14 protein-coding genes and 1 pseudogene are annotated in these 16,239 nt (G+C 69.2%); 8 read left to right on the top strand and 7 right to left on the bottom strand.

Annotated elements, in window-relative coordinates:
* Positions 1 to 110: 110 nt before the first annotated feature.
* Positions 111 to 368, bottom strand: coding sequence for a hypothetical protein (locus tag ABD767_RS05695; RefSeq protein ID WP_344868686.1), 258 nt, complete (start codon positions 366 to 368; stop codon positions 111 to 113).
* A gap of 42 nt (positions 369 to 410) precedes the next feature.
* On the opposite strand from ABD767_RS05695, the gene ABD767_RS05690 reads away from it, so the two are divergent.
* The 3 genes from ABD767_RS05690 to pbpC are packed head-to-tail and all read left to right on the top strand — an operon-like array spanning position 411 to position 4,581.
* Positions 411 to 1,490, top strand: coding sequence for a metallophosphoesterase (locus ABD767_RS05690; RefSeq protein WP_103046644.1), 1,080 nt, complete (start codon positions 411 to 413; stop codon positions 1,488 to 1,490).
* 14 nt (positions 1,491 to 1,504) lie between these two features.
* A complete protein-coding gene (locus ABD767_RS05685) occupies positions 1,505 to 2,386 on the top strand; it encodes a methylglyoxal synthase (protein WP_103046643.1) in 882 nt (293 codons plus the stop codon).
* A 2-nt stretch (positions 2,387 to 2,388) separates the two neighbouring features.
* Entirely contained in the window at positions 2,389 to 4,581 is a 2,193-nt protein-coding gene (gene pbpC, locus ABD767_RS05680; RefSeq protein ID WP_103046645.1) for a penicillin-binding protein 1C, read from the top strand.
* A gap of 231 nt (positions 4,582 to 4,812) precedes the next feature.
* Here the strand turns inward: pbpC and ABD767_RS05675 are convergent, their stop codons facing one another.
* Together ABD767_RS05675 and ABD767_RS05670 are read right to left on the bottom strand one after the other, a co-directional pair.
* The gene (locus ABD767_RS05675; RefSeq protein WP_103046611.1) at positions 4,813 to 5,430 is read right to left on the bottom strand and encodes a glutathione S-transferase N-terminal domain-containing protein; all 618 of its coding nucleotides are present in this window, start codon (positions 5,428 to 5,430) and stop codon (positions 4,813 to 4,815) included.
* A gap of 3 nt (positions 5,431 to 5,433) precedes the next feature.
* A complete protein-coding gene (locus ABD767_RS05670; protein ID WP_103046612.1) occupies positions 5,434 to 6,153 on the bottom strand; it encodes a glutathione S-transferase N-terminal domain-containing protein in 720 nt (239 codons plus the stop codon).
* Between the two features lie 126 nt (positions 6,154 to 6,279).
* Here ABD767_RS05670 and ABD767_RS05665 point away from each other — a divergent pair, with 126 nt between their 5' ends.
* The 4 genes and pseudogenes from ABD767_RS05665 (at position 6,280) to ABD767_RS05650 (ending at position 10,915) form a co-directional block, all read left to right on the top strand.
* On the top strand, positions 6,280 to 7,473 hold the full coding sequence (locus tag ABD767_RS05665) for an L-lactate dehydrogenase (protein ID WP_103046613.1): 1,194 nt from the start codon (positions 6,280 to 6,282) through the stop codon (positions 7,471 to 7,473).
* A 42-nt stretch (positions 7,474 to 7,515) separates the two neighbouring features.
* The gene (locus ABD767_RS05660) at positions 7,516 to 8,376 is read left to right on the top strand and encodes a VPLPA-CTERM sorting domain-containing protein (protein WP_344868681.1); all 861 of its coding nucleotides are present in this window, start codon (positions 7,516 to 7,518) and stop codon (positions 8,374 to 8,376) included.
* 205 nt (positions 8,377 to 8,581) lie between these two features.
* Positions 8,582 to 9,519 (top strand): annotated as a pseudogene (locus ABD767_RS05655) (DMT family transporter).
* A 238-nt stretch (positions 9,520 to 9,757) separates the two neighbouring features.
* On the top strand, positions 9,758 to 10,915 hold the full coding sequence (locus ABD767_RS05650; protein WP_103044301.1) for a Y-family DNA polymerase: 1,158 nt from the start codon (positions 9,758 to 9,760) through the stop codon (positions 10,913 to 10,915).
* A gap of 147 nt (positions 10,916 to 11,062) precedes the next feature.
* Here ABD767_RS05650 and queF read toward each other — a convergent pair whose 3' ends face one another.
* Positions 11,063 to 11,908 carry an NADPH-dependent 7-cyano-7-deazaguanine reductase QueF gene (gene queF / locus ABD767_RS05645; protein ID WP_103044307.1) on the bottom strand — a complete coding sequence of 282 codons (846 nt, stop codon included), beginning with the start codon at positions 11,906 to 11,908 and terminating at the stop codon, positions 11,063 to 11,065.
* A 111-nt stretch (positions 11,909 to 12,019) separates the two neighbouring features.
* Between queF and ABD767_RS05640 the strand changes: the two genes are divergently transcribed.
* Positions 12,020 to 12,997: a tRNA-dihydrouridine synthase gene (locus ABD767_RS05640; RefSeq protein ID WP_103044300.1), complete on the top strand. Its 978-nt coding sequence runs from the start codon at positions 12,020 to 12,022 to the stop codon at positions 12,995 to 12,997.
* A gap of 67 nt (positions 12,998 to 13,064) precedes the next feature.
* Here the strand turns inward: ABD767_RS05640 and ribD are convergent, their stop codons facing one another.
* The 3 genes from ribD to ABD767_RS05625 form a co-directional block, all read right to left on the bottom strand.
* Positions 13,065 to 14,168: a bifunctional diaminohydroxyphosphoribosylaminopyrimidine deaminase/5-amino-6-(5-phosphoribosylamino)uracil reductase RibD gene (gene ribD, locus ABD767_RS05635; RefSeq protein ID WP_344868677.1), complete on the bottom strand. Its 1,104-nt coding sequence runs from the start codon at positions 14,166 to 14,168 to the stop codon at positions 13,065 to 13,067.
* 70 nt (positions 14,169 to 14,238) lie between these two features.
* Entirely contained in the window at positions 14,239 to 15,003 is a 765-nt protein-coding gene (locus ABD767_RS05630; protein WP_344868675.1) for an enoyl-CoA hydratase/isomerase family protein, read from the bottom strand.
* Positions 15,004 to 15,025: 22 nt separating this feature from the next.
* The gene (locus tag ABD767_RS05625; RefSeq protein WP_344868673.1) at positions 15,026 to 16,219 is read right to left on the bottom strand and encodes a CaiB/BaiF CoA transferase family protein; all 1,194 of its coding nucleotides are present in this window, start codon (positions 16,217 to 16,219) and stop codon (positions 15,026 to 15,028) included.
* Positions 16,220 to 16,239 lie beyond the last annotated feature (20 nt).

Below are 16,239 nucleotides of genomic sequence, written 5' to 3'. Positions count from 1 at the left end.
GAATTTGTGCGCCGTGGCTGCGTGCCATACTGCACGTTTGTCGGGATGGGCCGACCGCAGCGGGGCAGGGCAACCCCGGCAGGCAGAGGAGCAGGATGAAATCGATGGACTCACGCGCAAGGCAAGGCGCAAAACGCCGCGATGGCCGTCACTGTTGCCAGGACGGGCGGCGTCGTCACTGGGGTGCGGGCGCAGCGCCTTGCTTCGATGGTTTCCGGACAGCCGTATCGATACCAGTACAGCAACCTGGAAATATCGAAACATGAAAGCGTGTCTTCGCACCCATGGCGGCGTTGCAAATCCTCGCGATAGCTATGGCTATCGCTGCGGTTTGCGCCTTGCCCTGGGCGCGAATCCATCGCTTTCATTGTGTTCCTCTACTTCTAGGTCGCTGTACTAGAAACCAAGCCATGAGCCTCGTTCAGCGCCTGCCTGAAGGCCCTCTCGACATCGTCGGCGACATCCACGGCGAGATCGCTGCGCTGGAGCAACTGCTTGTCCACCTGGGCTACGACCGCGCGGGCAGGCATGCCGAGGGGCGCCGCCTGGTCTTCGTCGGCGACTTCTGCGACCGCGGCCCCGACAGCCCCACGGTGCTGCGCCTCATCCTGCCGATGCTCGCCAGCGGCAAGGCCCTGGCCGTGCTGGGCAACCACGAGATCAACCTGCTGCGGGGCGACCCCAAGGACGGTTCGGGCTGGTACTTCGACAGCCGCGCCGCGTCCGACCAGGCCAAGTACGCGCCGTTTGCGCGCATGTCCATGGACGATGCGCCGGCCATGCTGGCGCAGCTGGGCCAGCTGCCGATCGCCCTGGAGCGGGACGACCTGCGCGTGGTGCATGCCGCCTGGCTTGGGCCGCAGATCGCCACGGCACGCGGCCTGGCCATGGGCAGCGCGCGCAGCGCCTACGACCGGTTCGAGGACGTGGCAGCCCGCCAGGCCCAGGCCAGCGACGTGGCCAGCCGCATGCAGGACGAGCGCCGCCAATGGCCCCACAGCCTGGAAGATCACGGCCAGCAGCCGCCCTTCCTGCCCGCGCACAGCGAGCGCGAGCTGGGCAAGTCCATGGTCAACCCGCTCAAGGTGCTGACCGCCGGCGTGGAGCGCGAATGCCGCAACCCGTTCTACGCGGGCGGCAAATGGCGCTTCGTCCAGCGCGTGGCCTGGTGGAACGAATACGACGGCGCCCAGGCCGTCATCGTCGGCCACTACTGGCGCCGGATCGTGCCCGGCGATGCGGCAGCCCACGGGCCGCAGGCCGAAAACCTGTTTGGCCACACGCCGCCGCTGGCCTGGCATGGCCTGCGCGGCAATGTGTTCTGCGTGGACTATTCCGTCGGCGGGCGCTGGGTGGCGCGCCAGCGGGGCGAGGATCCGGACCGCCGCTTCAAGCTGGCCGCCATGCGCTGGCCCGAGCGCGAGCTGGTGTTCGACGACGGCGGGCGCCTGGCGTCGCAAGGCTTTGGCGTGCCTGCCGCGGCACGGTAGGAGGCACACACGCCATGCACCTGGGTCTTGCCGCCAACCGTCTGCACCACCAGACCGAAGACGCCGCATTGTTCGCCTTGCTGCGCGCCTGCGAGGCGGGCATGCGCGAGCTCGGGCTCGGCCTGCATGCCGTGGGCCGCACCTATGACGCGATTGCCGCCGCCGGCATGCTGCGCGGCTATGCGCCGCTGGTGCGCTACCCCTATGGGCGCGACGGGGGGCTGATGAAGCTCGTCGCCGAGGTGGTGGGCATGGCGGAGCCGGGGCGCACGCTGGACGGCGCCATCTATCTCATCGACCCGGTGGATCCGTCGTCCGTCTTTCCCGAGGCGCTGGCGCTCAAGCGCCAGTGCGTGATCCAAGGCAAGCCTTTTCTGGGCACCGTGGCCGGCGCGCGCGACTGGGTGGAGATGGAGCGCATGCACGCGGGGCTGGCGCCCGACCCCAATGCCGATCGCTTTCACGACTACGGCGCGCAGACCCTGGCGCTGATTGCGCACGACGCGATGAAGGGCGCCATGCTGGACTTCGCCGCGGGCAACTTCGCGCTGCTGTCGCGTTTTGGCAGGCGCGTGGCCACGGGCACCACGGGCCAGCGGCTGAACGAGCTGGCCTGGAGCCAGGGCTGGCCTGCGGGCACGCCCTGGGTCGATCGCTACAACAGCGGTCCGCTGGGCGGCGACGCGCAGATCGCCGACCTGGTGCTGGAGCGCCGCTGCCAGCGCGTCATCTTTTTCGAAGACCCGCATGTGGCCCGCCAGCACGAGGCCGACATCCAGCTGCTGGAGCGCGCCGTCGCCACGGCCACGCACGATGCGGTGTGCGCCACCGCGCCCCGGGTGGCGCAGCGCTGGTGCGACGCGGCGCTGCTGCGGGGTGCGCGCGTCGCAAGGTGATGATGCGCCGCGCGGCCGTCGTGCTTTGCATGGCCCTGGCGGCAACGTCCGCGCTGGCGTTGCCGGCATTCGACGAAGTGCGCGCGCAGTGGCGCTCGTCCGAGACGCAGGTGCTGTCGCGCGAGGGCGAGGTGATCGAGCGCGTGCGCACCGACGCCAGCGTGCGCCGCGGCCGGTGGCTGCAGCTGGCCGAGGTGTCGCCCGCACTGCGGCGCGCCCTGGTGCTCAGCGAGGACAAGCGCTTTTACGCGCACAGCGGCGTCGACTGGGCCGCGGTGTCGGCGGCGGCCTGGGGGCGGCTGTGGCACGAGCGCACGCGCGGTGCGTCAACCATCACCATGCAGCTGGCCGGCCTGATCGACGATGACCTGGCGCTGCGCGGCGGGGGCCGGAGCATGGCGCAGAAGCTGGAGCAGGCGGTGGCCGCGCAGGTGCTCGACCGGCGCTGGCGCAAGGACGAGATCCTGGAGGCCTACCTGAACCTGGTGCCGTTTCGCGGCGAGCTCGTCGGCATCGACGCGCTCAGCCGCACGCTGTTTGCCAAGGCGGCGCACGGGCTGGACGCGCAGGAGAGCGCGCTGGCCGCGGCGCTGGTGCGCGCGCCCAACGCCCGGCCGCGGCTGGTCGCCCAGCGCGCCTGCGGCGTGCTGCGCCTGATGCGCACCGGTCAACCGGTGGACTGCGCTGCGCTTGAGCTGCTGGCCGAGGGCGCGCTGCGCCGGCGCGCCTGGCCGGCCAGCGACGGGATTGCGCCGCACTTTGCCCGCCAGTGGCTGCGCGGCCAGCCGGCCGAGGGCGCGCGCAGCGCGTTGAGCGCGCCGCTGCAGCGCTTTGCGCAGGCCACGCTGGTGCGCCGCCTGCGCGAGCTGGCCGGGCGCAACGTGCACGACGGCGCCCTCGTGGTGCTGGACAACGCCAGTGGCGAGGTGCTGGCCTGGGTGGGCTCGTCGGGCAGCCTGAGCGACGCGGCCGAGGTGGATGGCGTGCTGGCGCTGCGCCAGCCCGGCTCCACGCTCAAGCCTTTTCTGTATGCGCAGGCAATTGCGCAAAAGCGGCTGACGGCCGCATCGCTCATCGAGGACTCGCCCGCGCAGATCGCCGCCGGCGGCGGCCTCTATATCCCGCAGAACTACGACTTGCGCTTCAAGGGCTGGGTGTCGGTGCGCACCGCGCTGGCCGCATCGCTCAACGTGCCGGCGGTGCGCACGCTGGTCATGGTCACGCCCGACGCGTTCTTCGAGCAGCTGCGCATGCTGGGCATGGGCTTGCCCGAGTCGGGCGGCTACTACGGCTACAGCCTGGCGCTGGGCAGCCCCGAGGTGCGGCTGCTGGATCTGGCCAACGCCTACCGGGCGCTGGCCAGCGGCGGCGTCCTCGCTCCGGTGAGCCTGCAGGCGCTGGATGCGCAGGCGCCGCTGCCCCGCGGGCAGCGGGTGCTGGACGCGGCGGCGGCCTTCATCGTCGGCGACATCCTGGCCGACGCCAATGCCCGCGTGGTCACCTTCGGGCCGGCCAGCGTGCTGGACACGCGCTTCTGGAGCGCGGTCAAGACCGGTACCAGCAAGGACATGCGCGACAACTGGGCGCTGGGCTGGTCCGGGCGCTACACCGTCGGCGTGTGGGTGGGCAACGCCAGCGGCGCGCCGATGCACGACGTCAGCGGCACCAGTGGCGCCGCGCCCATCTGGGCCGACGTGATGCGCTGGCTGCACGCGCGCCAGGGCAGCAGCAGTGCGCCCACGCCGCCCGCGGGCGTGGTGCAACAGCCGGTGCGCTTTGCAGATAGCGATGGCGGCGCGCTGGAGGCTGCCCGCAGCGAATGGTTTGTGCAGGGAACGCAGCAGGCGGTGTTTGCGCTGCAGCGCCCGGCGACAAAGGTGGTGCAGGCCGGGGGCGGGCAGGCGCTGTCGGCGCGCATCACCGCGCCGGCCGACGGCACCATCGTCGCGCTCGACCCGGATATTCCGCCAGAAAGCCAGCGCTTGTTCTTCGAAGCATCAGGCCAGGGCGCGCTGCACTGGCGCATCGACGGGCGCAGCGTGGGCCAGGGCGCGCGCCTGGCCTGGCTGCCATGGCCGGGCCAGCACCGCGTGCAGCTGGTGGACGCGGGTGGGCGGGTGCTGGACGAGGTGGGCGTGCAGGTGCGCGGCGCGGCGGCAAAACGGCAGCCACCGCAGCGGGGCGGTGCGCAGTGACGTTGGGTGCGGCATATCGGCCAGGGGGGCTGGCCTCCGGCGTCCCGGGCACACCGTGGGAGCGGCGCCCTCGCCGCGCTGGATGCGCCAGTGGCCTGCGGAGGGCGAGGAGATCGTAAGCACGCTCTTATTCCATTTCCATATCAACCGATTACTTTGTCGGCTTCGCTTGTCGTGCTACAGCACTGTCTGCGCTTCACCTTCGCGTACTCGATCGATATAGAAATGGAATTACGCCTTGGCGCTGTCGCGCGCGGCTACGCGGTCGCGCCATTCCTGCAGGCGGGCAAAGCCCGCGGCGCCGGCGTTGAATTTCATCAGCCTGGCGAATTCGAGCGCGCAGAACGCGGTGATGTCGGCAATCGTGAAGCGTTCGCCGGCCATCCAGGGCTGCTGGGCCAGCGTGTCGTCGAGCCAGCGTGCGGACTCGTGCACTTTCTCGCCCTGGGAGCGGCCGAAGTCGGGAAACTGTGGCTGCTCCAGCGCCGCCAGCCCCGGGTGGGTGTGGCGCACGCAGTTGGCAATCGGCATCAGCCAGTACCACTCGATGCGCCGGTCGTGCATTTCGATGAAGGCGCGCTCCTCGGGGTTGGCTCCCATCAGGTTGGGGGCGGGGTAAATGCCCTCCAGGTAGCTGCAGATAGCGCGGGTCTCGCTCAGCACGCGTCCGTCGTCCAGTTCCAGCGCCGGGACGCGCGACACTGGGTTCTTGGCCCGAAAGGCTGGCAGCTTGTGGGCGCCGGCGTTCAGGTCGACGTCGACCATCTCGATACCGCCAATGCCTTTTTCGTGCAGAAACATCAGCACGCGCCGGGGGTTGGGCGCGCGGTGCGCGGTGTAGAGCTTCATTACCTAGGCCTCCTTCGGTGGTGTGGTGCGGCCCGTCACGATCATGCTGCGGGCCTGCTCGGAAAAAGCCTGCGCCTGTTCATCGGTGTCGCTGTCGTCGCTCAAGTCCAGCTTGGACGGCGGGCGCTCGATGCCGCGCTGCACCGCGGGGCGCGCGCGGATGGCGTCGCGCCAGCGGCGCAGATGGGGCAGGCCGTCGATCGAGATGCCCGACCAGCGGTGGGTGCGCACCCAGGCCCAGTTGGCGATGTCGGCGATCGAGTAGTCGCCGGCCAGCCACTCGTGGTGCGCCAGGTGGTCGTCAAGCACCTCGAACAGGCGCCGCCCCTCGGCCTGGTAGCGGTCGATGGCCGGCTGGATCTTCTCGGGAAAGTAGCGGTAAAACACGTTGGCCTGGCCCATCATCGGGCCGATGCCGCCCATCTGGAACATCAGCCACTGCAGCACGCGCGAGCGGCCCTTGGTGTCGTGGGGCATCAGCCGGCCGGTCTTCTCGGCTAGGTAGACGAGGATGGCGCCGGACTCGAACACCGCGAAGTCGTCCGCGTCGTGGTCGACGATGGCCGGGATGCGGCCGTTGGGGTTGATGGCGAGAAAGTCGGGGCGCTTCTGCTCGCCCGCGCTCAGGTCGAGCACGTGCAGTTCATAGGGCAGGCCGAGTTCTTCGAGCGCGATCGAGACTTTGTGGCCGTTGGGGGTGGCGGCGGTGTAGAGGGTCAGCATGGGGGCAATGCTAGCCGTACCGCTGGTTTTTGGCAGCCCGGGCAAAACCCTTCAGGCGCGCTTTGCGCGCGGCGCCCGGCGATCCGGGGCTACGATGACCGCCTGCTTTTTTCCTGCCGCAACACCATGGCCGACCTGACCAAGATCACCTGCATCGAAGACCTGCGCCGCGTGGCCGAACGCCGCGTGCCGCGCATGTTCTATGACTACTGCGACTCGGGCTCATGGACCGAGGGCACCTACCGCGCCAACGAGCGCGACTTCCAGGCAATCCAGTTCCGCCAGCGCGTGGCGGTGAACATGGAGAACCGCAGCACCGCCACGACCATGGTGGGCCAGCAGGCCACGATGCCGGTGTGCATTGCGCCCGTGGGCCTGACCGGCATGCAGCATGCCGACGGCGAGATCCACGCCGCGCGCGCGGCCGAGAAGTTCGGCATCCCGTTCACGCTCTCGACGATGAGCATCTGCTCCATCGAGGACATCGCCGAGAACACCAGCGCGCCGTTCTGGTTCCAGCTCTACATGATGCGCGACCGGGGCGCCATGGCGCGCATGATCGGGCGCGCCAAGGACGCGAAATGCAGCGCACTGGTGCTGACGCTGGACTTGCAGGTCATCGGCCAGCGCCACAAGGACATCAAGAACGGCCTCACCGCGCCGCCGCGGCCCACGCTCAAAAACATCATCAACCTGATGACCAAGCCGCGCTGGTGTCTTGGCATGGCGGGCACGCAGCGGCGCACCTTTCGCAACCTGGTGGGCCACGTCAAGGGCGTGTCGGACATGCATTCGCTGGCCGCGTGGACGACGGAGCAGTTCGACCCGCGCCTGTCGTGGGAGGACGTGCGCTGGGTCAAGCAGCAATGGGGCGGCAAGCTGATCCTCAAGGGAATCATGGAGGTGGAGGATGCACTGCTTGCCGCGCACAACGGCGCCGATGCCATCGTGGTGAGCAACCACGGCGGGCGCCAGCTCGACGGCGCGCCGTCTTCCATCCATGCCTTGCCGGCCATCGTCGATGCCGTGGGAGACAAGCTGGAAGTGTGGATGGACGGCGGCATCCGCAGCGGCCAGGACGTGCTGCGTGCCTGGGCGCTGGGTGCACGCGGCACCATGATCGGCCGCGCCATGGTCTACGGCCTGGGCGCGTTCGGCGAGGCGGGCGTGACCAAGGCCTTGCAGATCCTGCACAAGGAGCTGGACGTGAGCATGGCGTTTTGCGGTCACACCGACATTCAGACCGTCGACCACACGATTTTGGTGCCGGGGAGCTACCCTGTCGCGCCGCGCGTAAATCTCCAAAATACATGTCAATAGCCCCTTGAGGCCTGTTGACGCTGGTCAAGAGGAGACGGCCCAATGATTGCGCACGCCCGTGCAAAGCCGTGCATCAGGCATCGGCGCAATCACCAAAAGCTTTCTCAGGAGACGAACATGAAATTTCCTCGATTTCGCACGACGGCACTTGCGCTGGTTGGCGCCAGTGCCCTGTGCATTGGCTCGCTGGCGTCTGCGGATGTCGTGCGTGTGAGTGAGTCCAACTTCAATGCGACGGCAGGGCTTATTACATTCAGCGAGTTCGCGATGGGAACCGTCAACCCGACCTATCTGCCGACAGATTATGGTGGTGGCGCGGGCGCGCCCACCGTCAATTTTGGCGGCTGGTTTACCGGCCAGTCGCTCAGCGCCAGCCCGGGCGTCGATTGCCCCGGCGGGGTGGCAAGCGCCTGCGTGGTGGGAACGCCGTCCGCAGGGCTAAGCCTGGCGGCGGATTCTTCGCAGACCCATATCCAGAGCGACGGCTCGGCGCCCAACTCACCCGTACTTTCCGGATCGCCCACGTTCAATGGCCCGATTGCCGTGCTGTTCGATACCGATCAGTACGGTGTTGGCTTCGACGCTGGGTACTTCAATGCCATCGGCTCGCTGGGCCTGACGGCCTTCAAGCGCGACGGCACCTTGCTGGGGACGGTCAGCAACCTCGGCCTGGGCATCGAGTTTCTTGGCCTGGTGTCGATGAGCGGCGTGGCCGACATTGCCGGGGTCTTGTTCAGCCTGACGGGCGCCGAGCCTGCCGGCTTTGCCATCGACGGCCTGCGCTTTGGTGCGGTTGGCGACATCACGCCGCCCTCCGCCGTTCCGCTGCCGGGTGCGGCGTGGCTGATGATGAGCGGGCTGGGCGCCATGGCGTTGCGCCGCCGGCGCCAGCAGCAGACGTGAGGCCGCAAAGCCGCCACCGCCCGCGCTGATCGAGTGCGGCGTCCATCCACTGCAAGTCTTCTGGGCTTGCGGTGGATTTTTCATTGAACGCGCAGGCGTGGACGTGGGCGTGGATACAAACGGCGCAGGCATCTTGGCTGGCTGCGGCGCACCTCGCCAGAAAGTGCGGTTGGCAAGCGTGCCCGCTGGCTATGCTTGCCGCTCCATGAACGCCTTGTTTGCCAACGCACCCGATTGGGTCTGGGTGCCCGTGGTGCTGTTTGCCGTCGTCATGCAGACGGTGCGCAACACCGCCCAGCGCCAGCTGACCGACCAGGTCGGCACCTGGAGCGCGACGCTGGTGCGCTTTCTCTATGGCCTGCCTTTGCCGCGTTGTGGCTGGTGCTGCTCTACCAGGGGCCGCAGGGCGATGCGCCGGCGCTGCCGCAGTTCAATCTGCGCTACGTTGCCTGGGTGGCGACGGGTGCGCTGTTCCAGCTGCTGGCCACGGCGGCGCTGCTGCTGGCGATGCAGGCGCGCAATTTTGCGGTGGCCATCACGCTGTCCAAGACCGAGGTGCTGCAGGTGACGTTGTTTGCCGCCGTGTTTCTGCACGAGCTGCCGGGCCCGCTGGTGCTGTGGGCCATGGCCGTTGCGTCGGTGGGCGTGCTGCTGCTGACGCTGCCCGCAGGCGCGGCCAGCGGCGCGCGCGGTGGCGGCATGGGGCGCTCGGCGCTGTACGGCCTGGCCTGCGGCGCCGGGTTTGCGATTGCCGCCGTCGGCTTTCGCGGCGCGGCGCTGGCTCTGCCCGATGCGTCGCCCTGGGTGTCTGGCGCGTGGAGCGTGCTGATTGCGCAGGCGCTGCAGTCCGCCGGCCTAGGCGGCTGGGTGGCGCTGCGCACGCCCGACGGCCTGCGTCCGTTGGCGCGGGCCTGGCGTTTTTCACTGATGGCGGGCAGCGCCGGCGCGGCCGCGTCGCTGGCATGGTTCACCGCCTATGCGATGCAGCAGGCGGCCACGGTGCGCACGCTCAGCATGATCGAGGTGGTGCTCAGCTACCTGGTCTCGCGCCGGCTGCTGCGCGAGTCGCTGACCGGCGTGGAGAAGCTGGGCATGGCGCTGACCTTGCTGGGCTTTGTGCTGATCTGCCTGCAGGCGCTGTAGCGCTGCAATGCCGATCTGATTCCATTTCTATATCAACCGATTACTTTGTCGGCTTCGCTTGCCGTGCTACAGCACTGTCTGCGCTTCACCTTCGCGTACTCGATTGATATAAAAACGGAATGAGAGTGTGGACGCGCCCTGAGGTTGTTTGCGCCACGCGACAATCACGGGTGTGACCGATCTCGCCGCCGTATCCGTACCCGCTGCTCCACCGCCCCGCCGCATCGCACATCTGGACATGGACGCCTTCTACGCGTCGGTCGAGTTGCTGCGCTACCCGCAGCTTGCCGGCCTGCCCGTGGTGATTGGCGGTGGGCGCAGGGATGAGGACGATGTGCTGGTCAAGGCCTACGCCGGGCGGCTGGGCGAGATTCCGCTGGCCGCCTTTTCCGTGCTCAAGGACTATGTGGGGCGCGGCGTGATCACCACCGCCACCTACGCTGCGCGCGCGTTCGGCGTGGGATCGGCGATGGGCATGATGAAGGCGGCACGCCTGTGCCCGCAGGCCATCCTGCTGCCGGTGGACTTTGCCGAGTACCGGCGCTATTCGCGCCGCTTCAAGGAGGTCATCCTGTCGATCGCGCCGGTGATGGAGGATCGCGGCGTGGACGAGGTCTACATCGACTTCACCGACGTTCCCGGCGGGCAGCGCGAAGGTGGGCGCGTGCTGGCGCGGCTGCTGCAGAAATGCATTCATGATGCCACCGGCCTGACCTGCTCGATCGGCGTGGCGCCCAACAAGCTGATTGCCAAGATGGCCAGCGAGTTCAACAAGCCCAATGGCATCGCCATCGTCTGGCCCGAGGATTTGCAGGAGCGCATCTGGCCGCTGGCCTGCCGCAAGATCAACGGCATTGGCCCCAAGACCAACGAGAAGCTGCACGGCCATGGCATCACGACGATTGGCGAACTGGCCGCACGCCCGCGCGACTGGCTGGTGGCGCAGTTTGGCAAGAGCACCGGCGCCTGGCTGCACGCTGCTGCCTGGGGCCGTGACGAGCGCCCGGTGGTCACCGAGAGCGAGCCGGTCAGCATGAGCCGCGAGACGACCTTCGAGCGCGACCTGCACGCGGTGCGCGACCGTGCGCTGCTGGGGCAAATCTTCACCGAGCTGTGCCAGCAGGTGGCCGCCGACCTGCAGCGCAAGGGCTATGCGGGCCGCACCATCGGCATCAAGCTGCGCTACGAGGACTTCAAGATCGCCACGCGCGACCAGACCATAGAGCAGCCCACGCAGGATGCGGCGCTGATCCGCCGCATCGCCGGCCTGTGCCTCAAGCGCGTGCCGCTGGAGCGGCGCCTGCGGCTGCTGGGGGTGCGCGTGGGCGCGCTGATGCCGGCGCAGGCCGCCGCAGCGACGGCGCCGCCCGTGCCGGTGACGCCTGAGTTGTTTTGAGCGCCTGTGCGTGGCTTTTGTCGGGGCCGCCGCTGGCCGATGGCTTTATCGGCCAGAGGGCTGGCCTCTACGGTGCCTGAGGCACTCCGTGGGAGCGGCGCCCTCGCCGCGATGGGTGCTTGAACAGGCCCTGACGGCCGCGCCCGCCTACTGGCGCGCGGTGCGCAGGTTGGGCGGCATGGCCAGCGGTGCGCTGGTGCGCAGCGGGTTGATGTCCAGCCCGCCGCGGCGCGTGTAGCGCGCGTAGACGGCGAGCTCGATCGGGCGGCAGCGCTGCCAGATGTCGATGAACATGCGCTCCACGCACTGCTCGTGAAAGCCGTCGTGGTTGCGAAAGCTCACGATGTATTGCAACAGCCCCGCCTGGGCTATGGGCGCGCCGCTGTAGCGGATCTGCACGCTGCCCCAGTCGGGCTGGCCGGTCACCGGGCAGTTGCTCTTGAGCAGGTGGCTCACCAGCGTCTCGCTTACCGGTGCCTCGTCGTGCGCAGCGTGCAGCAGCTCGGGCGCGGGGTGGTAGTGCGTGCACTCCAGATCCAGGCGGTCGAGCAGCAGACCGTCCAGCTCGCGGATCGGCTGGGCGGCGAACTCGTCGGGGCCGATCAGGCGCACGCCGACACTGCCCGACTGGCTGCTGCCGATCCAGGCGCAGGCGGCCAGGTCGGTGCGCAGGCGCTCGCGCACCGCTTCGCTGCTGGCAAAGCGCGTGCCGTTGAAACTGTTCAGGTACAGCTTGAGCGACTTGCTCTCGATCAGATTGGGCGTCTCGCACGGCACGGTGATCTGCGCAATCGCCACCTGCGGCTTGCCGCGCGGGTTCAGCCAGGACAGCTCGTAGGCCGTCCACAGGTCGGCGCCGAAGAAGGGCAGGGCCTGCACAATGCCGATTTGGGCACGCGCCGGAGCGCGCGCGATGGGGAACAGCAGGCCGGGGTCGTATTGGTCGGCGTAGGCGGTGGTCTTGCCCAGTTGGGATTGTTCGGGAGTCGTCATGGAAGTGGTGCGGACGCGCACGCAGAAAAATAGGCTGGCCAATTGGTTGATGGATTGGCCGACCATTGTCGCGGCTGGGGCGATGGCCGCGCCCCATGCGGGGGTGCTCTGATGCTGCTGCTCGCGCCCATGGAGGGGCTGCTCGACTGTGTGCTGCGCGACGTGCTCACCCGCATCGGCGGCGTGGATCGCTGCGTGAGCGAGTTCATCCGCGTGACCGGCCACCTGCTGCCCGACAGGGTTTTTTTGCGCATCGTGCCCGAGCTGGCCCACGGCTGCCGCACGGCGGCGGGCGTGCCGGTGCGCCCGCAGCTGCTGGGCTCGGACGCCGCCTGCATGGCCGACAACGCCGCCCGCCTGGCTGCGCTGGGCGCCGAGGGTGTGGATCTGAATTTTGGTTGTCCGGCCAAGGTGGTCAACCGCCATGGCGGCGGCGCGGCGCTGCTGCGCGAGCCCGAAACCATGGCAGCCATCGTCGCCGCGGTGCGCCGGGCGGTGCCGGCGCGGCTGCCGGTGTCGGCCAAGATGCGCCTGGGCTGGGACGACGCGGTGCTGGCGCTCGATTGCGCGCTGGCCGTGCAGGAGGCGGGGGCGGACGAGCTGGTGGTGCACGCCCGCACCAAGGCCGACGGCTACCGCCCGCCCGCCTACTGGGAGCAGGTGGCACCGCTGCGCGAACGGCTGGCGATTGCCGTCGTCGCCAATGGCGAAGTCTGGAATGTGCAGGACGCGCAGCGCTGCCGCGCCGCATCGGGCTGCGCCGCGCTGATGCTCGGGCGCGGCATCGTCGCCCACCCGGGGCTGGCGCTGGCGCTGCGGGCGCACGATGCGGGCTTGCCCGGCGGCGAGCCGCTGCCCTGGGAGCGCCTGGTGCCGCATCTGCAGCATTTCTGGGAGCAGGTGTGTGTGCAACTGGAGCCGGGCCAGCACGCCGGGCGACTCAAGCAGTGGCTCAACCTGCTGCGGCGCCACTATCCGCAGGCGCAGCAGGCGTTCGACACGGTGCGCCTGCTCACCCGCCAGCAGGACGTGAGCGACTGGGTGCGGCGCACGGCGGGAGATGTGTCTGAGCTGGGTTTGGTAGCTTGACGATCGCGGCGGGGGCGCCGCTCCCACAGGGCGCCGATCCCACAGGGCGGGCGCCGCTCTTGGCCGTTTACCGCGTCCGCGCCAGCACGCGCAGGTCGGCGCCGACGCGCTCGACGCTGTGCCAGTGCAGCGCAAGGCCCTGGTCGAGGCGGGTGAGCGGCCCCCAGCTGGCCAGCCCCATGGCGCCGCTGCCCAGCAGTGTGGGCGCCAGGTAGAGCAGCAGCTCGTCGACCAGCCTGTGCGCGATGAAGGCGCCGTTCAGGCGCTGGCCGGCTTCCACATGCAGTTCATTGACCTGCAGCTGCTGCGCCAGCCAGCGCAGCAGCGCAGCCAGATCGACCTGGCCGTCGGCGCCGGGCAGGGCGACGAGCTGGGCGCCGCGCGCCTGCAGCGCCTGGGCGGCGGGGCTGTCGGCCTGGCTGGCGTGGGCAATCCAGATCTGGCGGCCGGGCACGCCCCACAGCCGCGCCGTGGGCGGCGTGCGCAGCTGGCTGTCGACGATGACCAGGTGTGGCTGGCGCGGCGTGTCGACGCCGCGCACGTTCAGCAGCGGGTCGTCGGCCAGCACCGTGCCGATGCCGGTCACCACCGCGCAGGCGCGCGCGCGCCAGGCGTGGGTGTCGGCGCGCGCGGCCTCGCCGGTGATCCACTGGCTTGTGCCGTTGGCCAGCGCTGTCGCGCCGTCGAGCGAGGTGGCCGCCTTCAGCCGCATCCAGGGCAGTCCGCGCTGCATGCGGCTGAAAAAGCCGATGTTGAGCTCGCGCGTGGCATCGGCGCCCGCGCCCACGTCGACGCGCACGCCGGCGGCGCGCAGGCGCGCAAAGCCCTGGCCGGCCACCAGCGGGTTGGGGTCGGCGATGGAGGCGATGACGTGGGCGACGCCGGCGGCAGCCAGCGCGTCGCAACACGGGCCGGTGCGGCCCTGGTGGGCGCAGGGCTCCAGCGTCACATAGGCCGTGGCGCCGCGCACGTCGTGGCCGCGCGTGGCTGCATCGCGCAGCGCCATGACCTCGGCGTGGGCGCCGCCGGCCTGCTGCGTGAAGCCCTCGCCAAGCACCTCGCCGCCGGCCGTCGCAATGACGCAGCCGACGCGGGGGTTGGGGTTGGAGAGCGTGAGCGCCCGGGCGGCAAGAGCCAGGGCGCGATCCATCAAGGGCAGGGCAGTAGGCATGGCGCGGCAATGGTAGCGCGCGCAAGGGCCGGGTCCGCGTGGTTGGAATGGCGCTCAGCGATGACAGGCATTACCAGCGTGGCTTGCGCTTCTCCACGAAGGCGGCAATCCCCTCGCGCGCCGCGTCGGTCATGGCCACGCTGCAAAAGCTGTCGGCCGCGGCCGCCACCGCCTGGCGGTAGCCGTTGTCGTTGGCCAGCATGAAGGCGTTGCGGCCAAAGCGCACCACCTCGGGCGACTTGCCGCACAGCGTCTGCGCCAGCGCGCGTGCGCCCTCAAGTGCCTGGCCCGGCTCGGTCAGGCGCGAGATGAGGCCGAGCGCCTGCGCCTCCTGCGCGTCGAAGGCGCGGCCGGTGAACAGCAGCTCGAAGGCGCGGTGCCTGCCGACGATGCGCGGCAAGTGGGTGAAATGGATGGAGGGCAGCACCCCGGCGTCGATCTCGGGGTAGCCGAAGGTGGCGTCGGCCGAGGCGACGATCATGTCGCAGGAGATGGCAATCGTCATGCCGCCCCCGCGCGCCGTGCCGCCCACCGCCGCGATCGTCGGCTTGCCCATCCGGAACTGCACCTCGGTCATGCGCACGTACAACCGGTCGAGCAGGGCGCGCACCTTCTGGTGCGCGCCCTCGTGCACCGCCGTGAGGTCGAGGCCGGCCGAAAACCGCCCCGGCACATGGCTGCCGATGATGACGGCGCGCACCCCGGGGTCGCGTCCGGCGCGTTCGAGCGTGTCGAGGAAGTCGCCCAGCATGGCTTCGGTCAAGGCATTGACGGGCGGGTTGTCGAACAGGATTTCTGCTACCTGTTCCCTGATTTCGTAGCTGAATAAAGACATTTCGTTCCCTTTGCTTTTCACGTTAAAGAGGCACTGCCGCGACCGTGCCTTGCTGTTGCAGCCGCGCGATGTCCTGCGTGTCGTAGCCGAGCTGGCGCAGGATGTCGCGTGTGTGCTCGCCCAGCAGGGGCGCCGGGCGCGAAGCCGCGCGCGGCTGGTGCGCGAACTGCACCGGATGGCCGATGTTGTGTACCCACCCGAGCACCGGGTGCGCCGTCTCGGTCAGGATGGCGCGCGCCTGTACCTGGGGGTGGGCCAGTGCCTGGCCCAAGGTGTGGATGGGCGCGCAGGGAACGCCCGCCTGTTCCAGCGCAGCCAGCCACTGCGCCGCCGTTTTGCGCTTCATCACGGGCGCAAGCAGCGCCACCACCTGCGCGTGGTTGGCCACGCGCAGGGCGTTGGTCGCGAACTCCGGGTGATCTACCCAGTCCTGCAGCTCCGCCACGGCGCAAAAGCGCTGCCACTGCGCATCATTGCCCGCCCCCAGCATGATGGCGCCGTCCTGCACGTCGAAGGCCTGGTAGGGCACCATCGACGGGTGGGCCGTGCCCATGGGCTGGGGCTCGACGCCGCTTTGCCAATGGCTTTGCGCCATATAGGTCATGAAGCCCAGGGCGGTATCGAGCAGCGACACTTCCAGGTAAACGCCCTCGCCGGTGCGAGCGCGCTCGATCACGGCCGCCAGCACGCCGCTCAGAGCGTTCATTGCCGTTCCGATGTCCACCGGCGAAAAACTGGCGCGGGCAAGCGCTCCGCCGGGCTGGCCCATGGTGCTGAGCATGCCGCTGAAGGCCTGCAGCATGACGTCATAGCCGGGCGCGTTGCCCAGCGGGCCGTTGCGCCCGTAGCCCGAGATTTCGCAGTAGATCAGCCGCTCGTTGAGCGCAGACAGGGTCTCATGGTCCACCGCCAGCTTTTTTGCCGTACCGCCGGCAAAGCCTTGCAGCACGATGTCGGCGTCACGCACCAGACGGTGGACGATGTCCCTGCCTTCGAGTGTCTTCAGGTCGACCGCAAGGCTGCGCTTGTTGTGGTTGACGGCGACGAAAACCGCCGATTGCCCCTGTGACTGGGGCAGCCAGCGGCGGGTGTCGTCGCCGCCCACGGTCTCCACCTTGATCACGTCGGCGCCGTATTCGCCCAGGTATTGGCCGCACAGCGGGCCGGCCAGCACCTTGGTCAGATCGACCACCTTCATCCCCTGCAGCGGCTGCATGTGTTTCTCCTGTGCGGTGC

The organism is Comamonas faecalis (assembly GCF_039538025.1).
GTDB lineage: Bacteria > Pseudomonadota > Gammaproteobacteria > Burkholderiales > Burkholderiaceae_C > Comamonas_C > Comamonas_C faecalis.
This window is presented reverse-complemented; position numbering and strand designations above follow the sequence as displayed.

Excerpts from the sequence above, each read along its gene's own strand:
- ABD767_RS05695 (WP_344868686.1), bottom strand. The coding sequence starts at position 368 with ATGAAAGCGATGGATTCGCGCCCAGGGCAAGGCGCAAACCGCAGCGAT.
- ABD767_RS05690 (WP_103046644.1), top strand. The coding sequence starts at position 411 with ATGAGCCTCGTTCAGCGCCTGCCTGAAGGCCCTCTCGACATCGTCGGC.
- ABD767_RS05685 (WP_103046643.1), top strand. The coding sequence starts at position 1,505 with ATGCACCTGGGTCTTGCCGCCAACCGTCTGCACCACCAGACCGAAGAC.
- pbpC (WP_103046645.1), top strand. The coding sequence starts at position 2,389 with ATGCGCCGCGCGGCCGTCGTGCTTTGCATGGCCCTGGCGGCAACGTCC.
- ABD767_RS05675 (WP_103046611.1), bottom strand. The coding sequence starts at position 5,430 with ATGAAGCTCTACACCGCGCACCGCGCGCCCAACCCCCGGCGCGTGCTG.
- ABD767_RS05670 (WP_103046612.1), bottom strand. The coding sequence starts at position 6,153 with ATGCTGACCCTCTACACCGCCGCCACCCCCAACGGCCACAAAGTCTCG.
- ABD767_RS05665 (WP_103046613.1), top strand. The coding sequence starts at position 6,280 with ATGGCCGACCTGACCAAGATCACCTGCATCGAAGACCTGCGCCGCGTG.
- ABD767_RS05660 (WP_344868681.1), top strand. The coding sequence starts at position 7,516 with ATGATTGCGCACGCCCGTGCAAAGCCGTGCATCAGGCATCGGCGCAAT.
- ABD767_RS05650 (WP_103044301.1), top strand. The coding sequence starts at position 9,758 with ATGGACGCCTTCTACGCGTCGGTCGAGTTGCTGCGCTACCCGCAGCTT.
- queF (WP_103044307.1), bottom strand. The coding sequence starts at position 11,908 with ATGACGACTCCCGAACAATCCCAACTGGGCAAGACCACCGCCTACGCC.
- ABD767_RS05640 (WP_103044300.1), top strand. The coding sequence starts at position 12,020 with ATGCTGCTGCTCGCGCCCATGGAGGGGCTGCTCGACTGTGTGCTGCGC.
- ribD (WP_344868677.1), bottom strand. The coding sequence starts at position 14,168 with ATGCCTACTGCCCTGCCCTTGATGGATCGCGCCCTGGCTCTTGCCGCC.
- ABD767_RS05630 (WP_344868675.1), bottom strand. The coding sequence starts at position 15,003 with ATGTCTTTATTCAGCTACGAAATCAGGGAACAGGTAGCAGAAATCCTG.
- ABD767_RS05625 (WP_344868673.1), bottom strand. The coding sequence starts at position 16,219 with ATGCAGCCGCTGCAGGGGATGAAGGTGGTCGATCTGACCAAGGTGCTG.